Origin of the sequence: Algoriphagus sp. TR-M9 (genome assembly GCF_027594545.1) — a bacterium.
GTDB classification, from domain to species: domain Bacteria; phylum Bacteroidota; class Bacteroidia; order Cytophagales; family Cyclobacteriaceae; genus Algoriphagus; species Algoriphagus halophytocola.
In genome coordinates this window covers 1314503-1331453 of record NZ_CP115160.1, presented here as the reverse complement: position 1 = coordinate 1331453, position 16951 = coordinate 1314503, and the positions used below count along the sequence as shown (strand labels likewise).

Annotated in this window: 15 protein-coding genes; 14 read left to right on the top strand and 1 reads right to left on the bottom strand. The window is 39.0% G+C overall.

Annotated features, from left to right (window positions below; translation table 11 throughout):
- Nucleotides 1-147 precede the first annotated feature (147 nt).
- Complete coding sequence (locus tag PBT90_RS05890) at nucleotides 148-1956, top strand: tetratricopeptide repeat-containing sensor histidine kinase (protein ID WP_270132000.1); 1809 nt, start codon at nucleotides 148-150, stop codon at nucleotides 1954-1956.
- A 181-nt stretch (nucleotides 1957-2137) separates the two neighbouring features.
- Nucleotides 2138-2908: a LytR/AlgR family response regulator transcription factor gene (locus PBT90_RS05885; protein ID WP_264809472.1), complete on the top strand. Its 771-nt coding sequence runs from the start codon at nucleotides 2138-2140 to the stop codon at nucleotides 2906-2908.
- Between the two features lie 13 nt (nucleotides 2909-2921).
- On the opposite strand, the gene PBT90_RS05880 is transcribed toward PBT90_RS05885, so the two are convergent.
- The gene (locus PBT90_RS05880; protein ID WP_270131998.1) at nucleotides 2922-3533 is read right to left on the bottom strand and encodes a hypothetical protein; all 612 of its coding nucleotides are present in this window, start codon (nucleotides 3531-3533) and stop codon (nucleotides 2922-2924) included.
- A gap of 605 nt (nucleotides 3534-4138) precedes the next feature.
- Between PBT90_RS05880 and PBT90_RS05875 the strand changes: the two genes are divergently transcribed.
- The 12 genes from PBT90_RS05875 to PBT90_RS05820 all read left to right on the top strand — a co-directional run bounded on the left by PBT90_RS05875 (nucleotide 4139) and on the right by PBT90_RS05820 (nucleotide 16940).
- On the top strand, nucleotides 4139-4705 hold the full coding sequence (locus PBT90_RS05875) for an outer membrane beta-barrel protein (protein WP_264809470.1): 567 nt from the start codon (nucleotides 4139-4141) through the stop codon (nucleotides 4703-4705).
- A 728-nt stretch (nucleotides 4706-5433) separates the two neighbouring features.
- Nucleotides 5434-7623 carry a tetratricopeptide repeat protein gene (locus PBT90_RS05870; RefSeq protein WP_264809469.1) on the top strand — a complete coding sequence of 730 codons (2190 nt, stop codon included), beginning with the start codon at nucleotides 5434-5436 and terminating at the stop codon, nucleotides 7621-7623.
- Nucleotides 7620-8357 carry a LytR/AlgR family response regulator transcription factor gene (locus PBT90_RS05865; RefSeq protein ID WP_264809468.1) on the top strand — a complete coding sequence of 246 codons (738 nt, stop codon included), beginning with the start codon at nucleotides 7620-7622 and terminating at the stop codon, nucleotides 8355-8357. The genes PBT90_RS05870 and PBT90_RS05865 overlap by 4 nt, the downstream gene beginning before the upstream one ends.
- Before the next feature lie 214 nt (nucleotides 8358-8571).
- On the top strand, nucleotides 8572-8793 hold the full coding sequence (locus PBT90_RS05860) for a hypothetical protein (RefSeq protein WP_091698401.1): 222 nt from the start codon (nucleotides 8572-8574) through the stop codon (nucleotides 8791-8793).
- 17 nt (nucleotides 8794-8810) lie between these two features.
- Nucleotides 8811-9377, top strand: coding sequence for a hypothetical protein (locus tag PBT90_RS05855; RefSeq protein WP_264809467.1), 567 nt, complete (start codon nucleotides 8811-8813; stop codon nucleotides 9375-9377).
- A gap of 113 nt (nucleotides 9378-9490) precedes the next feature.
- Nucleotides 9491-10696 carry a YbjN domain-containing protein gene (locus PBT90_RS05850; protein ID WP_264809466.1) on the top strand — a complete coding sequence of 402 codons (1206 nt, stop codon included), beginning with the start codon at nucleotides 9491-9493 and terminating at the stop codon, nucleotides 10694-10696.
- A gap of 2 nt (nucleotides 10697-10698) precedes the next feature.
- Nucleotides 10699-11784, top strand: a complete 1086-nt coding sequence (locus PBT90_RS05845) for a trypsin-like peptidase domain-containing protein (RefSeq protein ID WP_264809465.1) — start codon at nucleotides 10699-10701, stop codon at nucleotides 11782-11784.
- The gene (locus tag PBT90_RS05840) at nucleotides 11774-12829 is read left to right on the top strand and encodes a hypothetical protein (protein ID WP_264809464.1); all 1056 of its coding nucleotides are present in this window, start codon (nucleotides 11774-11776) and stop codon (nucleotides 12827-12829) included. Before PBT90_RS05845 ends, PBT90_RS05840 begins: the two co-directional genes overlap by 11 nt.
- 39 nt (nucleotides 12830-12868) lie before the next feature.
- A complete protein-coding gene (locus PBT90_RS05835; protein WP_264809463.1) occupies nucleotides 12869-14359 on the top strand; it encodes an SH3 domain-containing protein in 1491 nt (496 codons plus the stop codon).
- Nucleotides 14360-14370: 11 nt separating this feature from the next.
- Nucleotides 14371-15555: a hypothetical protein gene (locus PBT90_RS05830; protein WP_264809462.1), complete on the top strand. Its 1185-nt coding sequence runs from the start codon at nucleotides 14371-14373 to the stop codon at nucleotides 15553-15555.
- Nucleotides 15556-15637: 82 nt separating this feature from the next.
- Nucleotides 15638-15907, top strand: a complete 270-nt coding sequence (locus PBT90_RS05825) for a hypothetical protein (protein ID WP_270131990.1) — start codon at nucleotides 15638-15640, stop codon at nucleotides 15905-15907.
- 10 nt (nucleotides 15908-15917) lie between these two features.
- Entirely contained in the window at nucleotides 15918-16940 is a 1023-nt protein-coding gene (locus tag PBT90_RS05820) for a hypothetical protein (RefSeq protein WP_264809461.1), read from the top strand.
- Nucleotides 16941-16951 lie beyond the last annotated feature (11 nt).

Sequence of the window (16951 nt, the reverse complement as noted above, 5' to 3'; positions counted from 1 at the left end):
TTATAAAAACGTTTGGTATATAACCTGAGATTAACCTACTTAAACCATTGTTTAGCTTGTCTTTTACTCTTAATCTAGCTGTATCTGATCAGATCTTTTAGCAAGACTTACTAACTGTACCTACTGTTTTATTAACTGCGACCAACTATGAGAAAACTGAAATCAGCCCAATTCATATTTTTTTGGATTATGGCGCTATGCCTCATCTCCTTTTCAGCTATTGCAAAGCAAAGTGTTACAGACTCACTCAGAAATGAGTTGACAAAGAACAAGGCTAAAGACACCGTTCGTGTAAAACTTTTAATCAACCTCTCCAATTCAGTGGTCTGGAATGATGTAGAAGAGGCATTGGAACTTGCAGAACAAGCTTATGAAATTTCCGAGGAGATAGCTTATCAGAAAGGCAAAGCATTCTCACTCCGCCAAATTGGCGTTTCCTATTATATAGGTTCGGATTTCCTTCGGGCAATGGAATATACTCAGCTTGCCTTAAAGGAAAGCACTACCCTAGATGATATAGGTTTCCAATCCAGCCTGCACAACAATTTGGGAAATATTTACACCGATCTAAAACGCTATGACGAAGCGCTTGCTGCCTACAATGATTACATAGAGAATTCCAGAAAATCGGCAAATGAGAATGGAATTGTAGTGGGCTTGGTAAACCGGGCTTTGATCTATTCAGAAACTGAGCAACTCGATGCCGCAATTAAGGATTTCGAACAAGCGTTAGAGCTCTCCGAATCCAATGATTTCACCTATTTCACGGCCGTAATCCTGAACAATATAGGACAGACATATAAATCATTTGGCCAGTATGAAAAAGCTGAACCTTATCTCAAAAAAGCAATTTCCAAGGCCCAAGAGGACAATCAGCTCACCAAATCTTCCGCATTGGGCAACCTAGCGATAGTATATCATTCAAGGGGGAAATATGACAGTGCTCTTGTACTGGCTGAACACTCCTTAGAATTAGCCAAAGAAAACGGATCACTGGAACGGCAAAAAGAAGCCTGGAATGTGCTCAATTTAGTATATGACTCACTAAACAACTCTGAAGAAAGTCTAAAAGCTTACCGAGCCTATATCTCACTTAGAGACAGTATACTAGGAGAAGAAAACAAATCTGAATTGACCAGAAAGGAGCTGGAGTATAAAATGGAGCTGAAGGATGCCCTCAGCCAAGAAGAAATAAAGAGACAAACCCTGATTCGAAACATTTCAATCATTGGTTCTATTGGGGTGATTTTGATTATGGGAATTTTATTTACCCTGAATAAGAAGAAAAGAGATGCCTTGGAGTCAAAGAGGGAAGCTGATTTCAAATTGAAAACTGCAGAGAATGAACTCCGCCTTTTACGGGCTCAGTTGAATCCTCATTTTATTTTTAATTCTATCAATTCTGTCACCGACTATATCCTAAAAAATGACACTGATGATGCAGTTGTATTTTTGACTTCGTTTTCCCAACTGATGCGTTTGACATTGGAGTATTCTGTCAAAGAAAACATCTACCTGGAGGATGATTTAAAATGGATAAGTCTCTATTTAGATGTGGAATCTAACAGACTGAGGAACAAGCTTACTTATTCCATAGAAGTGGATCCATCCATAGACAGCAGTGCGATTCTCGTCCCTCCTATGATGCTTCAACCTTTTGTGGAAAACAGTATCTGGCATGGAATTGCACCAAAGGATGGGAGCGGAACAATTTTGATAAAGGTATTTCCAGAAAAAGACCTGCTGGTATTTCAACTGGATGATGATGGAGTAGGTCTAAAAGAGAATACTAAAAAATCACTAAAAAAGGAACATAAATCGTACGGAATTGAGTTGATTACCAGTCGAATTGAGGTTATGAATTCGCTCAGCGAGAAAAAAGCTCAAATCAGCATTACAGATAAGAAAGAAGGTGTACGGGTGACAATTAAACTCCCCCTTCATTTGGCATTTTAAGATCTATGAACTGAGGAAAGTTTAGCTGAACCTCCTTCTTTTAAGCCTCAGCAGAAAGACACCAAAAGTATAATTTTTCCAAAAAATATACAGTTCCTTTTATTCAATGCATTAATTTAAGAAACCAACTACAGAATAAATTTTGTTTCAATCCAGGATTTAGCCATGATTTTTTACAACTATGATCAGAACAATAATTATTGAAGACGAACAACCTTGCATGGACCACCTTGTTACGCTTTTGGAAAAGGGATTTAAGGAAGAGGTGGAATTGCTAGGTACATTTTCCAGTTTTGAAGATGGATTAGAGGCAATCTCCACTTTAAATCCAGAATTGGTGTTTTTGGATATCCAATTAGGTAACAAAAGTGGTTTTGACTTATTAAAGGAATTGGAGAAAATAGATTTCAATCTGGTTTTTACCACTGCCTATCACCAATTTGCCATTGATGCATTTCGTTTCAGTGCTATTGATTATTTATTAAAACCCATCGCTCCTTTTCAACTCAAAGAAGCCTTGGAAAAAGTACAAAGCGGGATTTCCAAGACAGATCGAGACAGTAAATACCAAGTGCTTTTGGAGTCAGTCAATTCAACTGATCAAAAGTTAAAAAAGATGGTGGTCCCGCATATTAATGGCTTTCGTATCTTGGAATTGTCAGAGGTTATCCGGCTTCAGTCTGACGGAAACTATACAGAAATACATCTTAATAATGAGTCTAAGATCGTATCTGGGAAAACCTTAAAAGAATATGAAAACCGACTATTGGATTATAGGTTTTTTCGGGTGCACCATTCTCATCTGGTTAACATAGATTTTATCAAAAGCTACACTGCGGGTAAAGGCGGATATCTTACACTGAAAGACAATTCCCAGGTAGAAGTATCACACCGCAAAAAGGACTCTCTGATGAAGTACCTCAAGAGTTCAGGAACAGATATCATTTTCTAACTGGTAAAGTCAATTATTCTTCCAACCTTAGATTAGAGAATTTCCCCTCAGTAACTTTCTTGTGGATATCGAGTTCTGTACTATGGGAATCAAATGAAAAGGTTCCTGAAACCAGCTTATTTTCATGGTCAATTTCGGTGATATTAATCATTAGATTCTGATCCTTATAGGTGGTTAAATCCCCAGAGTAGTCCACCGTGTCGTCGTCAAAATCAGCAATTCCTAAGGTAGCAATAGTCAATAGGACAGGATTAGAAGTATTGCCTTCAAAACTATCTCCTTCCTTAATCGAACTGAAGGGTTTTGTGGTATTGATAATAATGACTGTAGCATATAGTTTATCTGAATCAAAAATTACACTACCAATTGAAATAGAAGTATAGTCCGTATTTTGCTTTAATTCACCGGTAAGGGTAGTAATGCTATTTTCTCCTTCTATTACTACACCACTGATCTCTTTTCCATCTACTTTATAGGAGAATTCAGTTCTAAGAGCCTTTTCATTGTCATCATCCTCTTCAATAAGCTGATCATCGTCTGGAAGAGGATCTGGTTTTTCAGAAGGAACACAAGAAAATAAGCAGAGCAGGAAGACCAAAATCAAAGAACTAGAAATTTTAGGCATGGCATAGTCGGTTTGTTGTAGTAAAAAGGATTAATTCCAAAAAACACCTATAGATACTCGGTATTCAATCTGAAAAAAACCACAAATGAGCCAGCGTACATTACAAACCAGATAAGTGAGAGGAAATTCTTCTTAAGCGATTTGACTTTCTGGCAAAAAACGAGATGTAGGAAGTTATTTAGAAAACAAACTCTACGCCAGGACATTGGGAGTTGCATTCCACATGGATCTTCAAAATTGTCTGATATCATTCCCTAAATGAAAACCTACACCTACTCAATGAGATAGGGTAATCACTCATCTCTCATTGCTTTTACCTTAGAATGATTATTCCTTTAAGGAAGATTGCCTGTCATGTTAAAGAATTGACCCAATAAAGTGACTAAGAATCACCTTATTATTTAAAGAAGCACTGTTATAAAGTTCTTTTTGAACCACTGAGTCAGGCCGTTCTTCACTTGTCAAGTTAAATCGCATTAACTCTTTACGAATACTTTTAAATCAGGTAAACTCATGAAATCGAGCATGACTAAAAAGTCACACACTGGCATGATTATAATTACTGCGAGATTCCATATGGCCTTTGAAAGACAAATTATGAACATATGAAAAAATCACTGTTAACATTAATCTCTGCTGCATTCTTCAGCCTCCCCATTGCATATTCTCAAAGTTTTGAAGTAGGTACCAATGAAGTAAGTTTAGGTTTGGGGTTAGGCAGTAGCCTAGGCTCATTTACCACCTCAGGATCCTTACCAAGTATCAACCTTCAATATGAAAGAGGGATGTGGGAAGCGGGTCAAAATGGGGTAATCAGCTTAGGAGGATTCCTAGGCTTCAAACATTATAGTATAGATTATGCTTATTATGGTTTTTCGTCTAAATCTTCCATTAATTACACCATTATAGGCTTGAGAAGTGCTTACCATTACACTGGTTTATCCGACAAAAACTGGGATTTGTACGGTGGTGCAATGATTTCCTATAGTATTGCCAATGTTAAGTATAAAGACAGCACTGGTAGTATTGGGGACAACTCTGCATTTGGAAGCACTGCCTCCTTTTCTATCTATGCAGGAGCCAGATACTTGTTCAATGAAAAATTTGGCACTTTTGCAGAGCTCGGATATGGCGTGTCTTTCTTAAACCTTGGCGTATCTATGAAGTTTTAGAAAAACAACCTAATATTTCAATTTTATACGCTCGGATATAATTCCTTATATCAGCACATATTTACCCTTATTTGGGAAAGGTTCCATTGCTAATTAGTTGGGATATATCGGGACAGGCGGTTACCCGAAGGTACAAACATACGAGTGGCAAGGCGGTTTACCGCGAGGTATCTACTGAAGTAAGCCAGACTGCGGTGTCGGTACTGACAGCCTGTCTCCGCACAGCGGGAAACAGGAACTCTATACTGAGGCTATGAGGCTGGATGAGCTAACACTACCTGTCCCGAGGATCGGGATCATCCCGAAGTCCTAAGCTCTGGAACCAGGGATAAACCAAAATAGTAGATAGAGCAGCGATAGGCACAAGGATTTTCATCTTACCGAGAGGACTGAGTGTAAAAAAATCTTCCGACGGGGAAGTTCGAACTTATTTATTAATAACACTGAAGATCCCTTACCCCCTTTTCATCACATTAATTTTTATGACTAAAACATCCAAAAACAACTACGAATATTGATTCAGGTCTTACGGATTTCTTTTTGCTGATGGATCCTATCCAGAAATCTGGTCCAAATCTACCGAAAAGAGATTAAATCAATTATTTTGGTCGGGATTAGAAACTCATTAAAAACGCAAAAAATCAATAAAGAGTCTATTGTGAATAGGGATAAGGTCTATGTTCATCCCCAGTTTTTGAATTGCCTCTAATCAGATTTGAAATAAGATCATGCGCATTACTTTTAGGATTATTCTTGGTTTTTTGCTTGCCAACCTAGTTTGGACGAGTGCATTTGGGCAAAACCCAGTCCTTGATAGCTTACAATCAAAGTTAGAACTTCACACACATCAGGACAGTATTCGGGTCAACCTTCTCAATGCCCTTGCATTCTCCTTCTTCAGCAGAGACATCCCGAAATCACTTGAATATTTGAGTGAATCCGAGGAGTTGGCCGATGTTATCGGATTTAAAAAAGGAAAGGCAAGAAGTATATACATCAAAGGAATTACAGAAGCTATTCAATCCAATTATGATCAGGCTTTGCAGTATTATGACCAGGCACAAAAACTGTATGAAAGCATCAATTTCAAAAAGGGAATAGCAAACAGTTACAATGCCATGGGGATTACTTTTAGAAATAAAGGAGAACTCAGGGATGCCATTAAAAATTTTAAAAAAGCAATTGAAATCGAGGAGGAAATCGGAAGCGATAATCTTTCAGCAAGCCTCTTGAATTTAGGAGCTGCTTATGAAGGATTGGGTGAATTTGATGAAGCCGTTTCTAATTTGAATAAAGCGCTTTCCATAGCTGAGGCAAATCAAAACGAACAGCGGATTTCCTACAGTTTGAATAATTTGGGCAACGTCTATAGGAAGTTAGGTAATTATCCCCTGGCCCAAGAGCATTTCAAAAAATCATTATATATGAATGAGATACTGGGGGACAGTATCAGCATGGCTCATAACCTCGGGAATATAGCAGCGATCTACAAGATTCAGAAAAACTTTGATAGAGCTATGGAAAGTTTTGAAAGCTCATTGGGAATCTATGGACGGATCAACAGTAAACAAGGGGTCGCCAATACCCTGAACGGAATAGGAACCATCTATGAGGAAAAGAAAGCGTTCGATAAAGCTCTTCAAACCTATTTTAAGGCATTAGAAATAAGTAAACAAATAGATTCAAACAGTGAAATCCCTTTTATTCTAAATAATATCGGGGGAACCTATCTGAAACTTGATAACCTTGACAATGCAATTTCCTACTTCTCCGAATCAGAAAAAATCAGTTTGGAAATTGAAATTAAAGAGACATTATCCGGAGCTTATATCGGACAGTCCAGAATTTTTGCAAAACAAAAAAAGTATGAGCCGGCGCTGTCAAAGGCGCTGAAAGCCTATGAAATCTCCACAACATCCGGGTTCTTAAACCATCAAAAAGAGGCCTCAGAAATGCTTTCCTTAATTTATGAAGCAACAGGTAATTACAAAGAAGCACTCCAAAACCATAAGCAATATAAACTACTGGACGACAGCCTTTTTAATAAGGAAAACATAGAAAAAATAGCCCAACTGGAATACGAGTATAAATATAAGTTGGAACTCGATTCTGCCAACATCAGAGAACTCAAGCTGACAAAAACGGTTTTGGACACCTCGCAGGACCTGGCAAAAACGAGGCAAAATTACCTCTGGGCCATTATTGGTATTCTCTTGATTTCCATCGCATTAGGAACATTGATTTTTATAGAAAAACTGAAAAACGAAAAATCCAAAACCAAAAATGTCATCGTGGAGCAAAAACTGCTTCGCTCCCAGATGACCCCTCATTTTATTTTCAATTCTCTCTCCGTACTCCAAGGGATGATCCTTAATAAAGAGGAAGGAAAATCAGTGAACTACCTGTCTAAATTTTCTAAACTCCTGCGAATTATATTGGAAAACTCCAGGGATAAACTGGTTTTGCTCTCCAAGGAAATCACTGCAATGGAGAATTATCTTTCTCTCCACAACCTGGAAGACAATCAATTCCGATTTTCAATTCATGTGACCGATCAAATTGATCCAACAGCACTAAAAATCCCTCCTATGCTAATTCAGCCATTTGTGGAAAATGCGATAGAACATGCATTCAACGGGCAATCCGGAGAAAATAAAATTGATATTTCTCTTCGAATGAAACAGGGACAACTTATCTGTACCATCTCTGACAACGGAATAGGAATAGATTCCCAGACAGGAAGTCGATCAAAAACAAAAAAATCGCTGGCAACCACCATCACTTCAGAGCGGCTAAAAATACTATCCAAGGACCTTAAAATGAAAGGGGAAATAAGCATAGCCGATAGATCTAAATTCAATGAAAAAGGAACCCTAGTGACTTTGACAATCCCCTATAAACAAAGCCAAGAATCATGAATGCACTGGTTATTGAAGACAAGGCTTACATCAGAAAAGGCCTGATCAATTTGCTCCACTCCGTCAGCGCTGAGATCCATGTCATCGGTGAATGTGAATCTGTCAAAGAGGCTGTGATCGTCGCCAATGCCTGCAAGCCTGAGCTGGTATTTTTGGACATCAATTTATCCGATGGGACAGGCTTTGATTTTTTGGATCAAACCGAACATCTGGACTTCAAGGTCATCTTTATAACAGCGTATGAAGAATTCGCACTCAAAGCCCTGAAAATCGGAGCTGTAGATTACCTGATGAAGCCAGTGGACCCGGAGGAACTTCAGATCGCTTTGAAAAAAGTACAGAGCAAAAGTTCGGTCCAACAGAAAGAGCAGATCAACCAAACAAAAAAAGTGTGGTATCAAGATGATTCCACGCTTGTACTTTCTTTAAGTGACAGTTTTCAGGTAATTGACCTATCCGAATTATTGTATTGCGAGTCCGATAAAGGTTATACCACTTTTCATTTATCAAACGGAAAAAAACACATGGCTTCCAAACCCATCAAAAGTTATGAGGAACAACTTGAAAAAGCCCATTTCACAAGACCCCATCAGTCCTTTATGGTAAACCTGAAGTTCATTGACAAATACGACAAATCAGGAACCATTTATTTAAAAAACGGGAAACAAATCCCGGTTTCCTTCCGAAAAAAAGATGCTTTTTTGACCACTTTTCTAGAGTTCAACCAGCATTAGAACCTCTTATTTTACTTACAAAAACACCCTTTTACCCAATTTTCAACAAAACGAAAAGCAGTCAACTTTTTACAAATATACAGTTAGGCATTACGGATATAGACTGGCTATTTCACCAATACTAAAAAATTCCAAGATTGATCTTAAGATTTCAGGAGTTCAAGGAATAACAAACCTTGAGCACGTTTTTTAAAAAATTTAAAAGATCAAACAAATGGAAGACATCAAATCAAAACTTGGCCAAGGCGGACTATTGTTAGCTGCTATGGGAATCATTTCAATGCTTCTCTCAATTTTCAATTACAACATCAGGCTATTGGCCTGGATTGATATCTGGGGAAGTGGTATGGGCTGGATCATTCGAATTCTGCTGATTGTCATTGGTGGGGCACTGTTCTACATCTACGGCAGGGATACTGAAGAAATTGAAAACTAAGCTTTAACCACCAAGAAATGAAAAGCCTTCAAATCCCCTGTCTATTCCTTTTGGTGACATTCCTGATTTCTTGCGGTAGTGGCGCGAGCAATCAAGAAGCAAATGAAGATGGCTTCCTGGCCATAGAAGAAGCTCTGAAAGACCAATTTGGAGCCGATGCATACTTTACCGATTTAACAATCACACATAATAAATCAGTTGGAAACATCATCTCAGTGACGGTCACCGATGATCCATCCTCTCTAAAAATGGGACAATGGACACAATCCAATGACAGTTGGACTCAAACCTCTGACATCACCTTGGAAGTGCCTGAAGACATGAATGCTTCCGACTTCATGTTCCAATTGGGTGATCCGATCGACCTGGGCAAACTGGGTGGCCTGGTAGAAAAATCCAAAGAGAAATTAGCGGAAGAAAAGGAGATCCCTAGCCCTTCATTTCATATGGCACTAGTGAAAATCCCCAAAGATGGAGTGCGGTCAAAGATTGAATACCTAGTCCTACTTCAGCCGGAAAACGGAGGAACCACCTTCACCTATAGCTATGATCTAAACGGGAATTTCATTTCTATGGATTATTAATCCAGAATCATAGCATTCTAAATCAGGAAACCTTTCCAATAATCATCGCTGAATTGGTGACCCTATTTTTCAAAAAGCCAGAGGTCACTGCAAACCCAGCCAAAACGAATACCATGAATAAAAATCTAAGCTACTTCCCTCCCATCAATCCCAAAAAGGCCTCAACAAAACAGGATGAAAAGTGGGATGAATCAATAGCCTTATTTAACAATAGACAATATGAATTAGTCCTCCCAACACTTTTGGACTACATAGACAGCAATCTGAGAACGAAGAGAAAGGGAAACACCTATGAAATAGCGCATGGATCTGTGGTGCTGTTCATTTCCCAAACGGAGACAGAACTGAACATCAAATGCCCCTTTTTAACTATAGAAGATTCCAAGAAAGTACCCTTGATGAGGCGTTTGGCAGAGTTGCGGATGTACCCCCTCAATTTGGCCAATTTGACTCTGGAGGTAGATCGGGTGTTTTTCACTTTTTCATGTCCTATCCAGCTATGTGAGCCTTATAAAATTTATGGCGTTTTACGCGAAATCTGTTTGTACGCCGACAGCTTTGACGATGAATTAATTGAAAAATTCGGTGCAGCCCACCTTCAGGAACCAACCGTCTCTCCTTTCCCGGATAATTTAAAAGAGCAGGCTTATGGCAATTGTCAGGCAATTCTTTCAGAAGGCCTAGAGCGATTTAACTCTTACATGGAAAAGCGACAGGCAAACAATGCTTGGTACACGCTGAGCATCACTTTTAGAAAGCTGGAGTTTTACTCCGAACCTCAGGGCTATTTCAGAACTCTTATCGAAAAAGCGGTGCATGGAATCCAGGATCGAAGAATGCAGTTTCAAACCAGGTTACAGAAGGGCAAATCAAGTCTTGAAGTGTTAAAAAACCATCCCAAGGAAAAGTTTCTTTCCGATCTCTATCAAGTAGAAACTTTCGTCCCTCACAAATACAGCAGCAAAATAGAGAATATCAGAGAAAATTGGGAGGACAGTTTCTATGAGGCAAAGGAGCAAATCTCCAACCGCCAGTTTGAAGATGCCTGCAACCTTATGCAGTCCTGTTTTTACAGTCTATTCTATTACAATCTGGTAAATGAATCCACCAGTAAACCCATCACGGATGCTTTGGCACAAGCAAGTCAAATAGAATGGAACCTGGCAGCTCCAATCTTGATGAACGGGATGGAATCCATTATGGAAGATTCACTTTTCGGCCAGGAATTCGGCATGGACCTATCAAAAATCATGGGGGCTCAAATGCAGGGATCCATGGCAGCAATTCAACAGATGATGGCAAACTTTAAGACTTATTGAAAATGAACACTATACAAAATTTAGAAAATTCAGTATATAAAATAAATACCGCATTTGGCTCAGGAACAGGCTTTTACAGCACTCAAGACAACGTGATTATCACCAATTTCCATGTTGTTTCAGGAAGTTTATCTGTCAGTATTGAAGATGGGTTAAAAAACAGGTATTTGGCAAAAGTCATCTACGCAAACCCCGGTAAGGACATCGCTTTTTTGAAAGTAGAAAGTCTTCCCATCCCTATACAAACAGTCACTACCATTCATGCCACTACAGTTTCTACTAGGGACAAACTATTGGTATTGGGATTCCCCTATGGCATGCCCTATACAGTAACTGAAGGGACTGTTTCCAATCCCAAACAAGCCATCGGCAGTAGTGATTACATTCAGACAGATGCAGCCATCAACCCCGGAAATAGCGGCGGGCCAGTGATCAATGAAAAAGGTGAATTACTTGGAATCGTGACAGCTAAATTTTCTGATGCTGACAATATGGGCTTTGCCATTCCAATAGAAACAATCCGCGAAGAGCTTGATATCATTGACCAACTATTAGACGAGCTCACCATCGGCTGTCCTTCCTGTAATTCTCTGATTCAGGAAAAAACATCCTATTGTCCCAACTGTGGAAATGATATTGAGGAGAGTCTGTTCCAAGAAAGCCTTCCCTCCGATTTCAGTGTGAAAGTTGAAAAAGCGATTCAAAATCTGGGAATCGATCCTGTTTTGGCCAGGACAGGCAGCGAATACTGGAAATTCCACTTAGGAAGTGCTGAAATAAGAATGTTCGTCTATGACAACAATTACTTGTTTGCCACCTCTCCACTGAATGAGCTCCCAAGGAAAAACCTGGCAGAGATTTACGAATACATCATGCGAACGGATACCGGAGAACACCGTTTGTCCATCTCTGACAATCAGGTTTTCCTCTCCTATAGGGTTCATATCAGCGATCTGTATTCCAACTACGAGGATCAGGTAATTAAAAGCCTGGCCCAATTGGCTGAAAAAGCGGATGAACTGGACAATAGATTCGTAGGTGATTTTGGAGCGAACATGTCAAAATTCAGCAAACATCATGAGGCCTAAGGATCCTATTCTATTGCTTAGTTTTCTGGTTTTATCCAGCTCTTGTATTTCGGTTAAAGCAACTGAGGAAGAATCCAAAATATTCAACTACCTCAACCAGATCGAGTATCCTTTTACTGAATTCAAAAATGAAAACCGGAACTCTTCTATTTCCGATTTTTTGAAAGAGGATGAAATCTTGATTCTCAAGAATTGGAATAACTCCCTGGGAGCTCCTGAGCGCTTGCTTCAATCGGAATGCATCGGCTGTCCCGATCATTCCAGCGATCTTAGACCGGTCTATAAAGTCCATAATGGAAAGTTCATCCATTTTGGCCTGGGAAGTAGTCAGGGAATACAAAACTTAATTTTTAGAAAAAACGGAGCTTTTACCGATCAATTCTACCTCTATGAAGGAGCTTCCCAACAAGAACTCCAGCAGGAAGCCGAGAAAAAAAACAGAACTGAGTTTGAGGTGATTGCCGGTGTTTATCCTATTGAAATCGGCCGAAAGAAATTGTACCAGGAACTCTATGAGGACAATCCTTTGGAGGCAGGCGAAAATTGGTATGCCACTCCCTACCCTACCCAAATCCTATTTGAAAGAAGTTTTCTGGAAAAAAGAGAGGATTTGGGCTTTAGGTTTCAGGGGGGGCTGTATAGTATTCAGGGCCAGAGTGACTCTGGTGAATTCAGGATTTACAATTTTGTGGAACCCATTTATTACGCCAATGCCATGGATACTGATGCGGTATCCCATTCTTCCATAACAGATGCTTTCTACGCCAATGCCACTTTTTTCCTGTTGGATTTAGAATCAGACATGAATGTTTCGATTCAAATCAAATCGCATACTCCGGGAAAAGATTATAGATTTTCAGTACTTAAAAACCAAGAATTTCTTACTATCAACGAATACCTGAAAAATAATGCAGGTTTCTATGACCAATACCGGAATAAACTAAAGAAAGGGTCTTATCTCATCAGGATTCTTCATGAAGATTCAGATTATGCCGAAAAACGGTTATACACCGTTTACATAGACAAAACCACTGTGGATCAATAGGAAACAGGGATCAATTCATAAAATATAAAGACCAAACTTGTGTTCATATTGATTATAGTCATCCTTATCATTCTATTAATCCTTCTGCTTTTACTGGGCATTAGGTTATTCAAATGGACCATAAAAAGTAAAGGGAGGATTCAGGTGATGCTGATCATTTTGGGAGTCAGTGCAATAGGTATAGGCATCCATCACTTCTTTTTTAAAAACATGCGGTTTATCCAGTCAGAGGTTTACCCCAATCTGTACCTGGTTAAATACCCTGTCAAGGATTATTCTGTAGTGGAAGAGGCCATCAAAGAAAAAATAAAAGAACATTTGAGCTCGGAATATAAAACGGGTAAACCGCTCTCTTATACCGGAGAAAAAGCCATCTACTTTTATGAGTTGGGGGGAATGAGCTTTGGCTTTTTAGGTGAGGCCGGAACCGGGTATTTTATAGATCATGAAGAGGATTTAGGCGGTTTTGTCAGTGAAGAATTGGGCATGTACCAAGACTATCGCCTGGCGGAATTTTACTATGAACCCTGTTCCCGAGACAACTCCTTAGTCTGTGGTGAAATCAACTTTTTCAGGGAGGGAGAACATGTCAAAGTGGATAGGCTGAAAGATCTTTATTCAGTTCATAAAGAGTCCCAGAACCTTTCAGATTCAACCCAAAAAACAAATTACTCCATCAAATTACCTTTTCACGGTGTACTGGATATTAAGGCTGTAGCTAAGTATTATCCTGAAATTTTAACCGAATTTGATTCCATTGGAAATTTCTTTGCGCAAAGGATTCCCATGCCCAATGACAGAGCTGGCATCCTAAGCCTTTTGCGACGTACAGACTCTTATACCGACTATTTTCTATACACCCATGATCAGGACTTCAAGACCATGGACTCCTTTTATTTGGGAAAAGCCATGGATTTCGATCAGGGCAAAAGTGTGACCATTGAGTATGAGATCAACCCAGATTCCTCTATTTCATTTCACAAAGTGGTATGGGGACCTGTCCTTCAAAACAAGGAAGAAACTATTGATACCCTGAGCCATAAAACAATCCTACTCAGGGTAAATCAAAGCGGAAATCTCGAATATACCATTTCAAAAAATCCAATATTTTATGCTTTGGAGGTTTATAGCAGATCTTCTGATACTGAAAAAATCAAACTAAGTGATAAGGCCGATGGCAAAATCATTCAAGTGCTCGATTCAACAGAAGACGGCTTTCTCATCAGTATAATTAGTGAAGAGAATGGTTGGTTTCGAGTTTTAACTATAAAGGACTTAGATGGAAATGAACAGGAAATCCAAAATGGTTTTGCCTGGATTGACCATTCTGATATTGGAATCCGGGCCAATCGGGTTGCCACAGTCCTAGACAACCCAAAAACAGGAAAGCAGGTTGGCCGGGTGCCCATGGATGCCGAATTAAACCTGATCGATATCTGGCAGGATTGGGTTAAAATAGAATTCCAGGGCTTAACTGGATGGGTAGATTCTCAATATCTCTGTGGAAACCCAGTCAGCACCTGTCCCTAAACCATAGCCTTATGAAGAAATTTAAAAACATAAGATACTGGTTAGTGATTGCCTGCTTATTGATTACACTAAGCTGCAAGAAGGATAATGTCAATGAAAATAGAGTCATTGAATCATCTAGAAATGGATCTGAAACGAAGAGTCAAAAGAATTCAGAAAATCAAGGTATTTCCGATCTGTCCAAGATCCCAATATCAAATCAGACTTTGGCTATTGAAAAGCTAAAAGAAGCCTATAAAACCAAAAACGAAACTCAGTTTCTAGAACAATTTCCGGCAAACTTTCAGCAATTCATGGCCTATTTCGGATGGAATACTAAAAGTAACCAAGCCAACCCACTATACGAAGAAAGCTATGAATACATCGTGTACTTCTTTGATTTACTGTCTCTGGACAAATACCGGAAATTTGAATCAAAATTAATGGGTATAGCAGCTAATGGGGTCTGGCAAGAAGATGGGGTGAATTTCTTTCAGAATTCTGCAATAGAATATATCAAGAGCAATAATAGCTATCGTCTCATTGATGAATTACCATCCAAGGAGGCCCAATCAGTTCTTTTTTTCCTTTTCGATGGACCGCATCCCCAGTTTGACGCTGATTTTTGCTCACATCTCAGTCCAGCAAAAAAAGAAATACTGGAAGAGCTCTTCGAATCCGCATGGTATGATGCCAATGAAAATCCAGCCCCTATAGACCACGAAGGCACCATAAGCTATGAGATAACTGATTTTGAAAATGCTGAACATTATTTCCTAAGGGATATCGACATAAACAACGACCAAATTTTGGATAAAATAGTAAGCGCAGGTCCTTATCAAGGCGATGAACTTTATCTGTTTTTAAAAACTGGGAATACGTATGAGTTTGCCCTTAAAACCATCAATTTCTCAGAGGATGGAGGCAATCAGATTGTTGACATCCATTCAGAGCGAAGCGGTTTTGTTATTAAAACAGCATTTCCTGATCAAGGAATTTTGGAAGCCTATCATCACATAAGTTATGAAGACCAGGATTGGATCTTGACCCATACAGTTTACAGGACCCAAAGCAGCAATCAAAAAGATGCTATTATCTATATCTGTGATGTAAAGCAAGGGCTAAGCCTTAAGGAAAAACATTTGATTGAACAGCTCCAATGGATGCCAAAGGAAGCTGAAAGGGAAATGCTCTGCACGAAAGAAAAAATAAATTAAGGCACAAACGATGCGGTTCTTAAAACTCATATTGAGCTACTTCATTTGGACGATTCTATCCCTGTTTTTGGGCATTGGATATATGAGACTCGTTTTGGGCCCCAATGATGTCTCCGAAGATGGCTTGTGGTATCTTTTGCATTTGTTTTTTGACATAGGGTTGTTACATGTTGGGTTTTGGATCGGCGTGGCCATAGCCTCCTGTTTTATCCTTCTGGATGTCTTATATCTCCAGAAAAAATTGAAAAACAATCCCAAAAAAACGCGCATCCAATTGTTCTCCTTATTAGGGGTTACTGCATTAGTAGCTATGGTTCATTATATCCTCGAAAAAGTATTAGATGTCATTTAAGGAAAGAATAATGAAATACCTGATTATCCTACTTATAATTTTTACCTCTGCCTGCCAACAACGTGGGCAAAAAAAGCCTGCGCCTGAAGCTAAAGCTATTGAAAGAGAATTGATAAAAGAAAAGCCAGACACTTTAGAAAACCAACAAGCACAAAATCAATTTGACAGCACAAGCCGCAAGGAAGATTCCGTATCGTATAGCAAAATCTTTACCGATACCTTAAAATTTATAGACTATCAGGACGACTTTGATTATCGATATCTAATTGGGCAGAAAAAAGGAGAAAATCTTTTTTTCGTGTACAACTGGGAATGGACTGTGAATGAAGAATACAATTTTAGACCGGGAGATTTGATTGTCATTCAATGGAAAAAGGACAGCATCCGAATGGCTGGGGACGAGGAAGTTGTGAAAGTAGTGGAAAGGGTATTGGAAGCAAAAAAGATAAGTTCGGAAAACTTACACATTCAATTTTTAACTAGAGAGGATAGGTATGATGAGTCAGTCAAGGCCATAGTCAGTACCATGGTAATCAACCAATCCTACCTTTACAATATCAGCTCTCCGGAAAGAGCGGCTTTGGGCTACATCGCCTTTGATATCGGAAACGAATGTGAATGGGGCTATGATTCAGAAGGAAACCGAGCTCTCTTCTGCCAAATTGTAACTGCCCTGAATTTGGATTATCAGTGTTCGGATACCCAACTGGCCTTTTTAAGAACCTGGTTTTCCAAAGACAGCATTGCAATTGATAAACTTAAAGGTTGCCCTACAATTCCTAATTCGGCAACCATCCAAAGCACTTTTGATGAGATTCTTATTGAAAAGGATGAATTCAATAATACAATAACTGTCCAATCTAAAATTACCGGAATTAACATACGGGAATCAAAATCCTGGTCCTGGTTACAGACCGATTGGTTTGAATATGGCAAAGATCATATCATGCTAGTAGCTTCCAAAAAAACAGATTTAACTGAACATGAAATCGACCTGAATCCTGATCATGAGGCCAATAATGACCTCAAATAAAGCAGTATAGT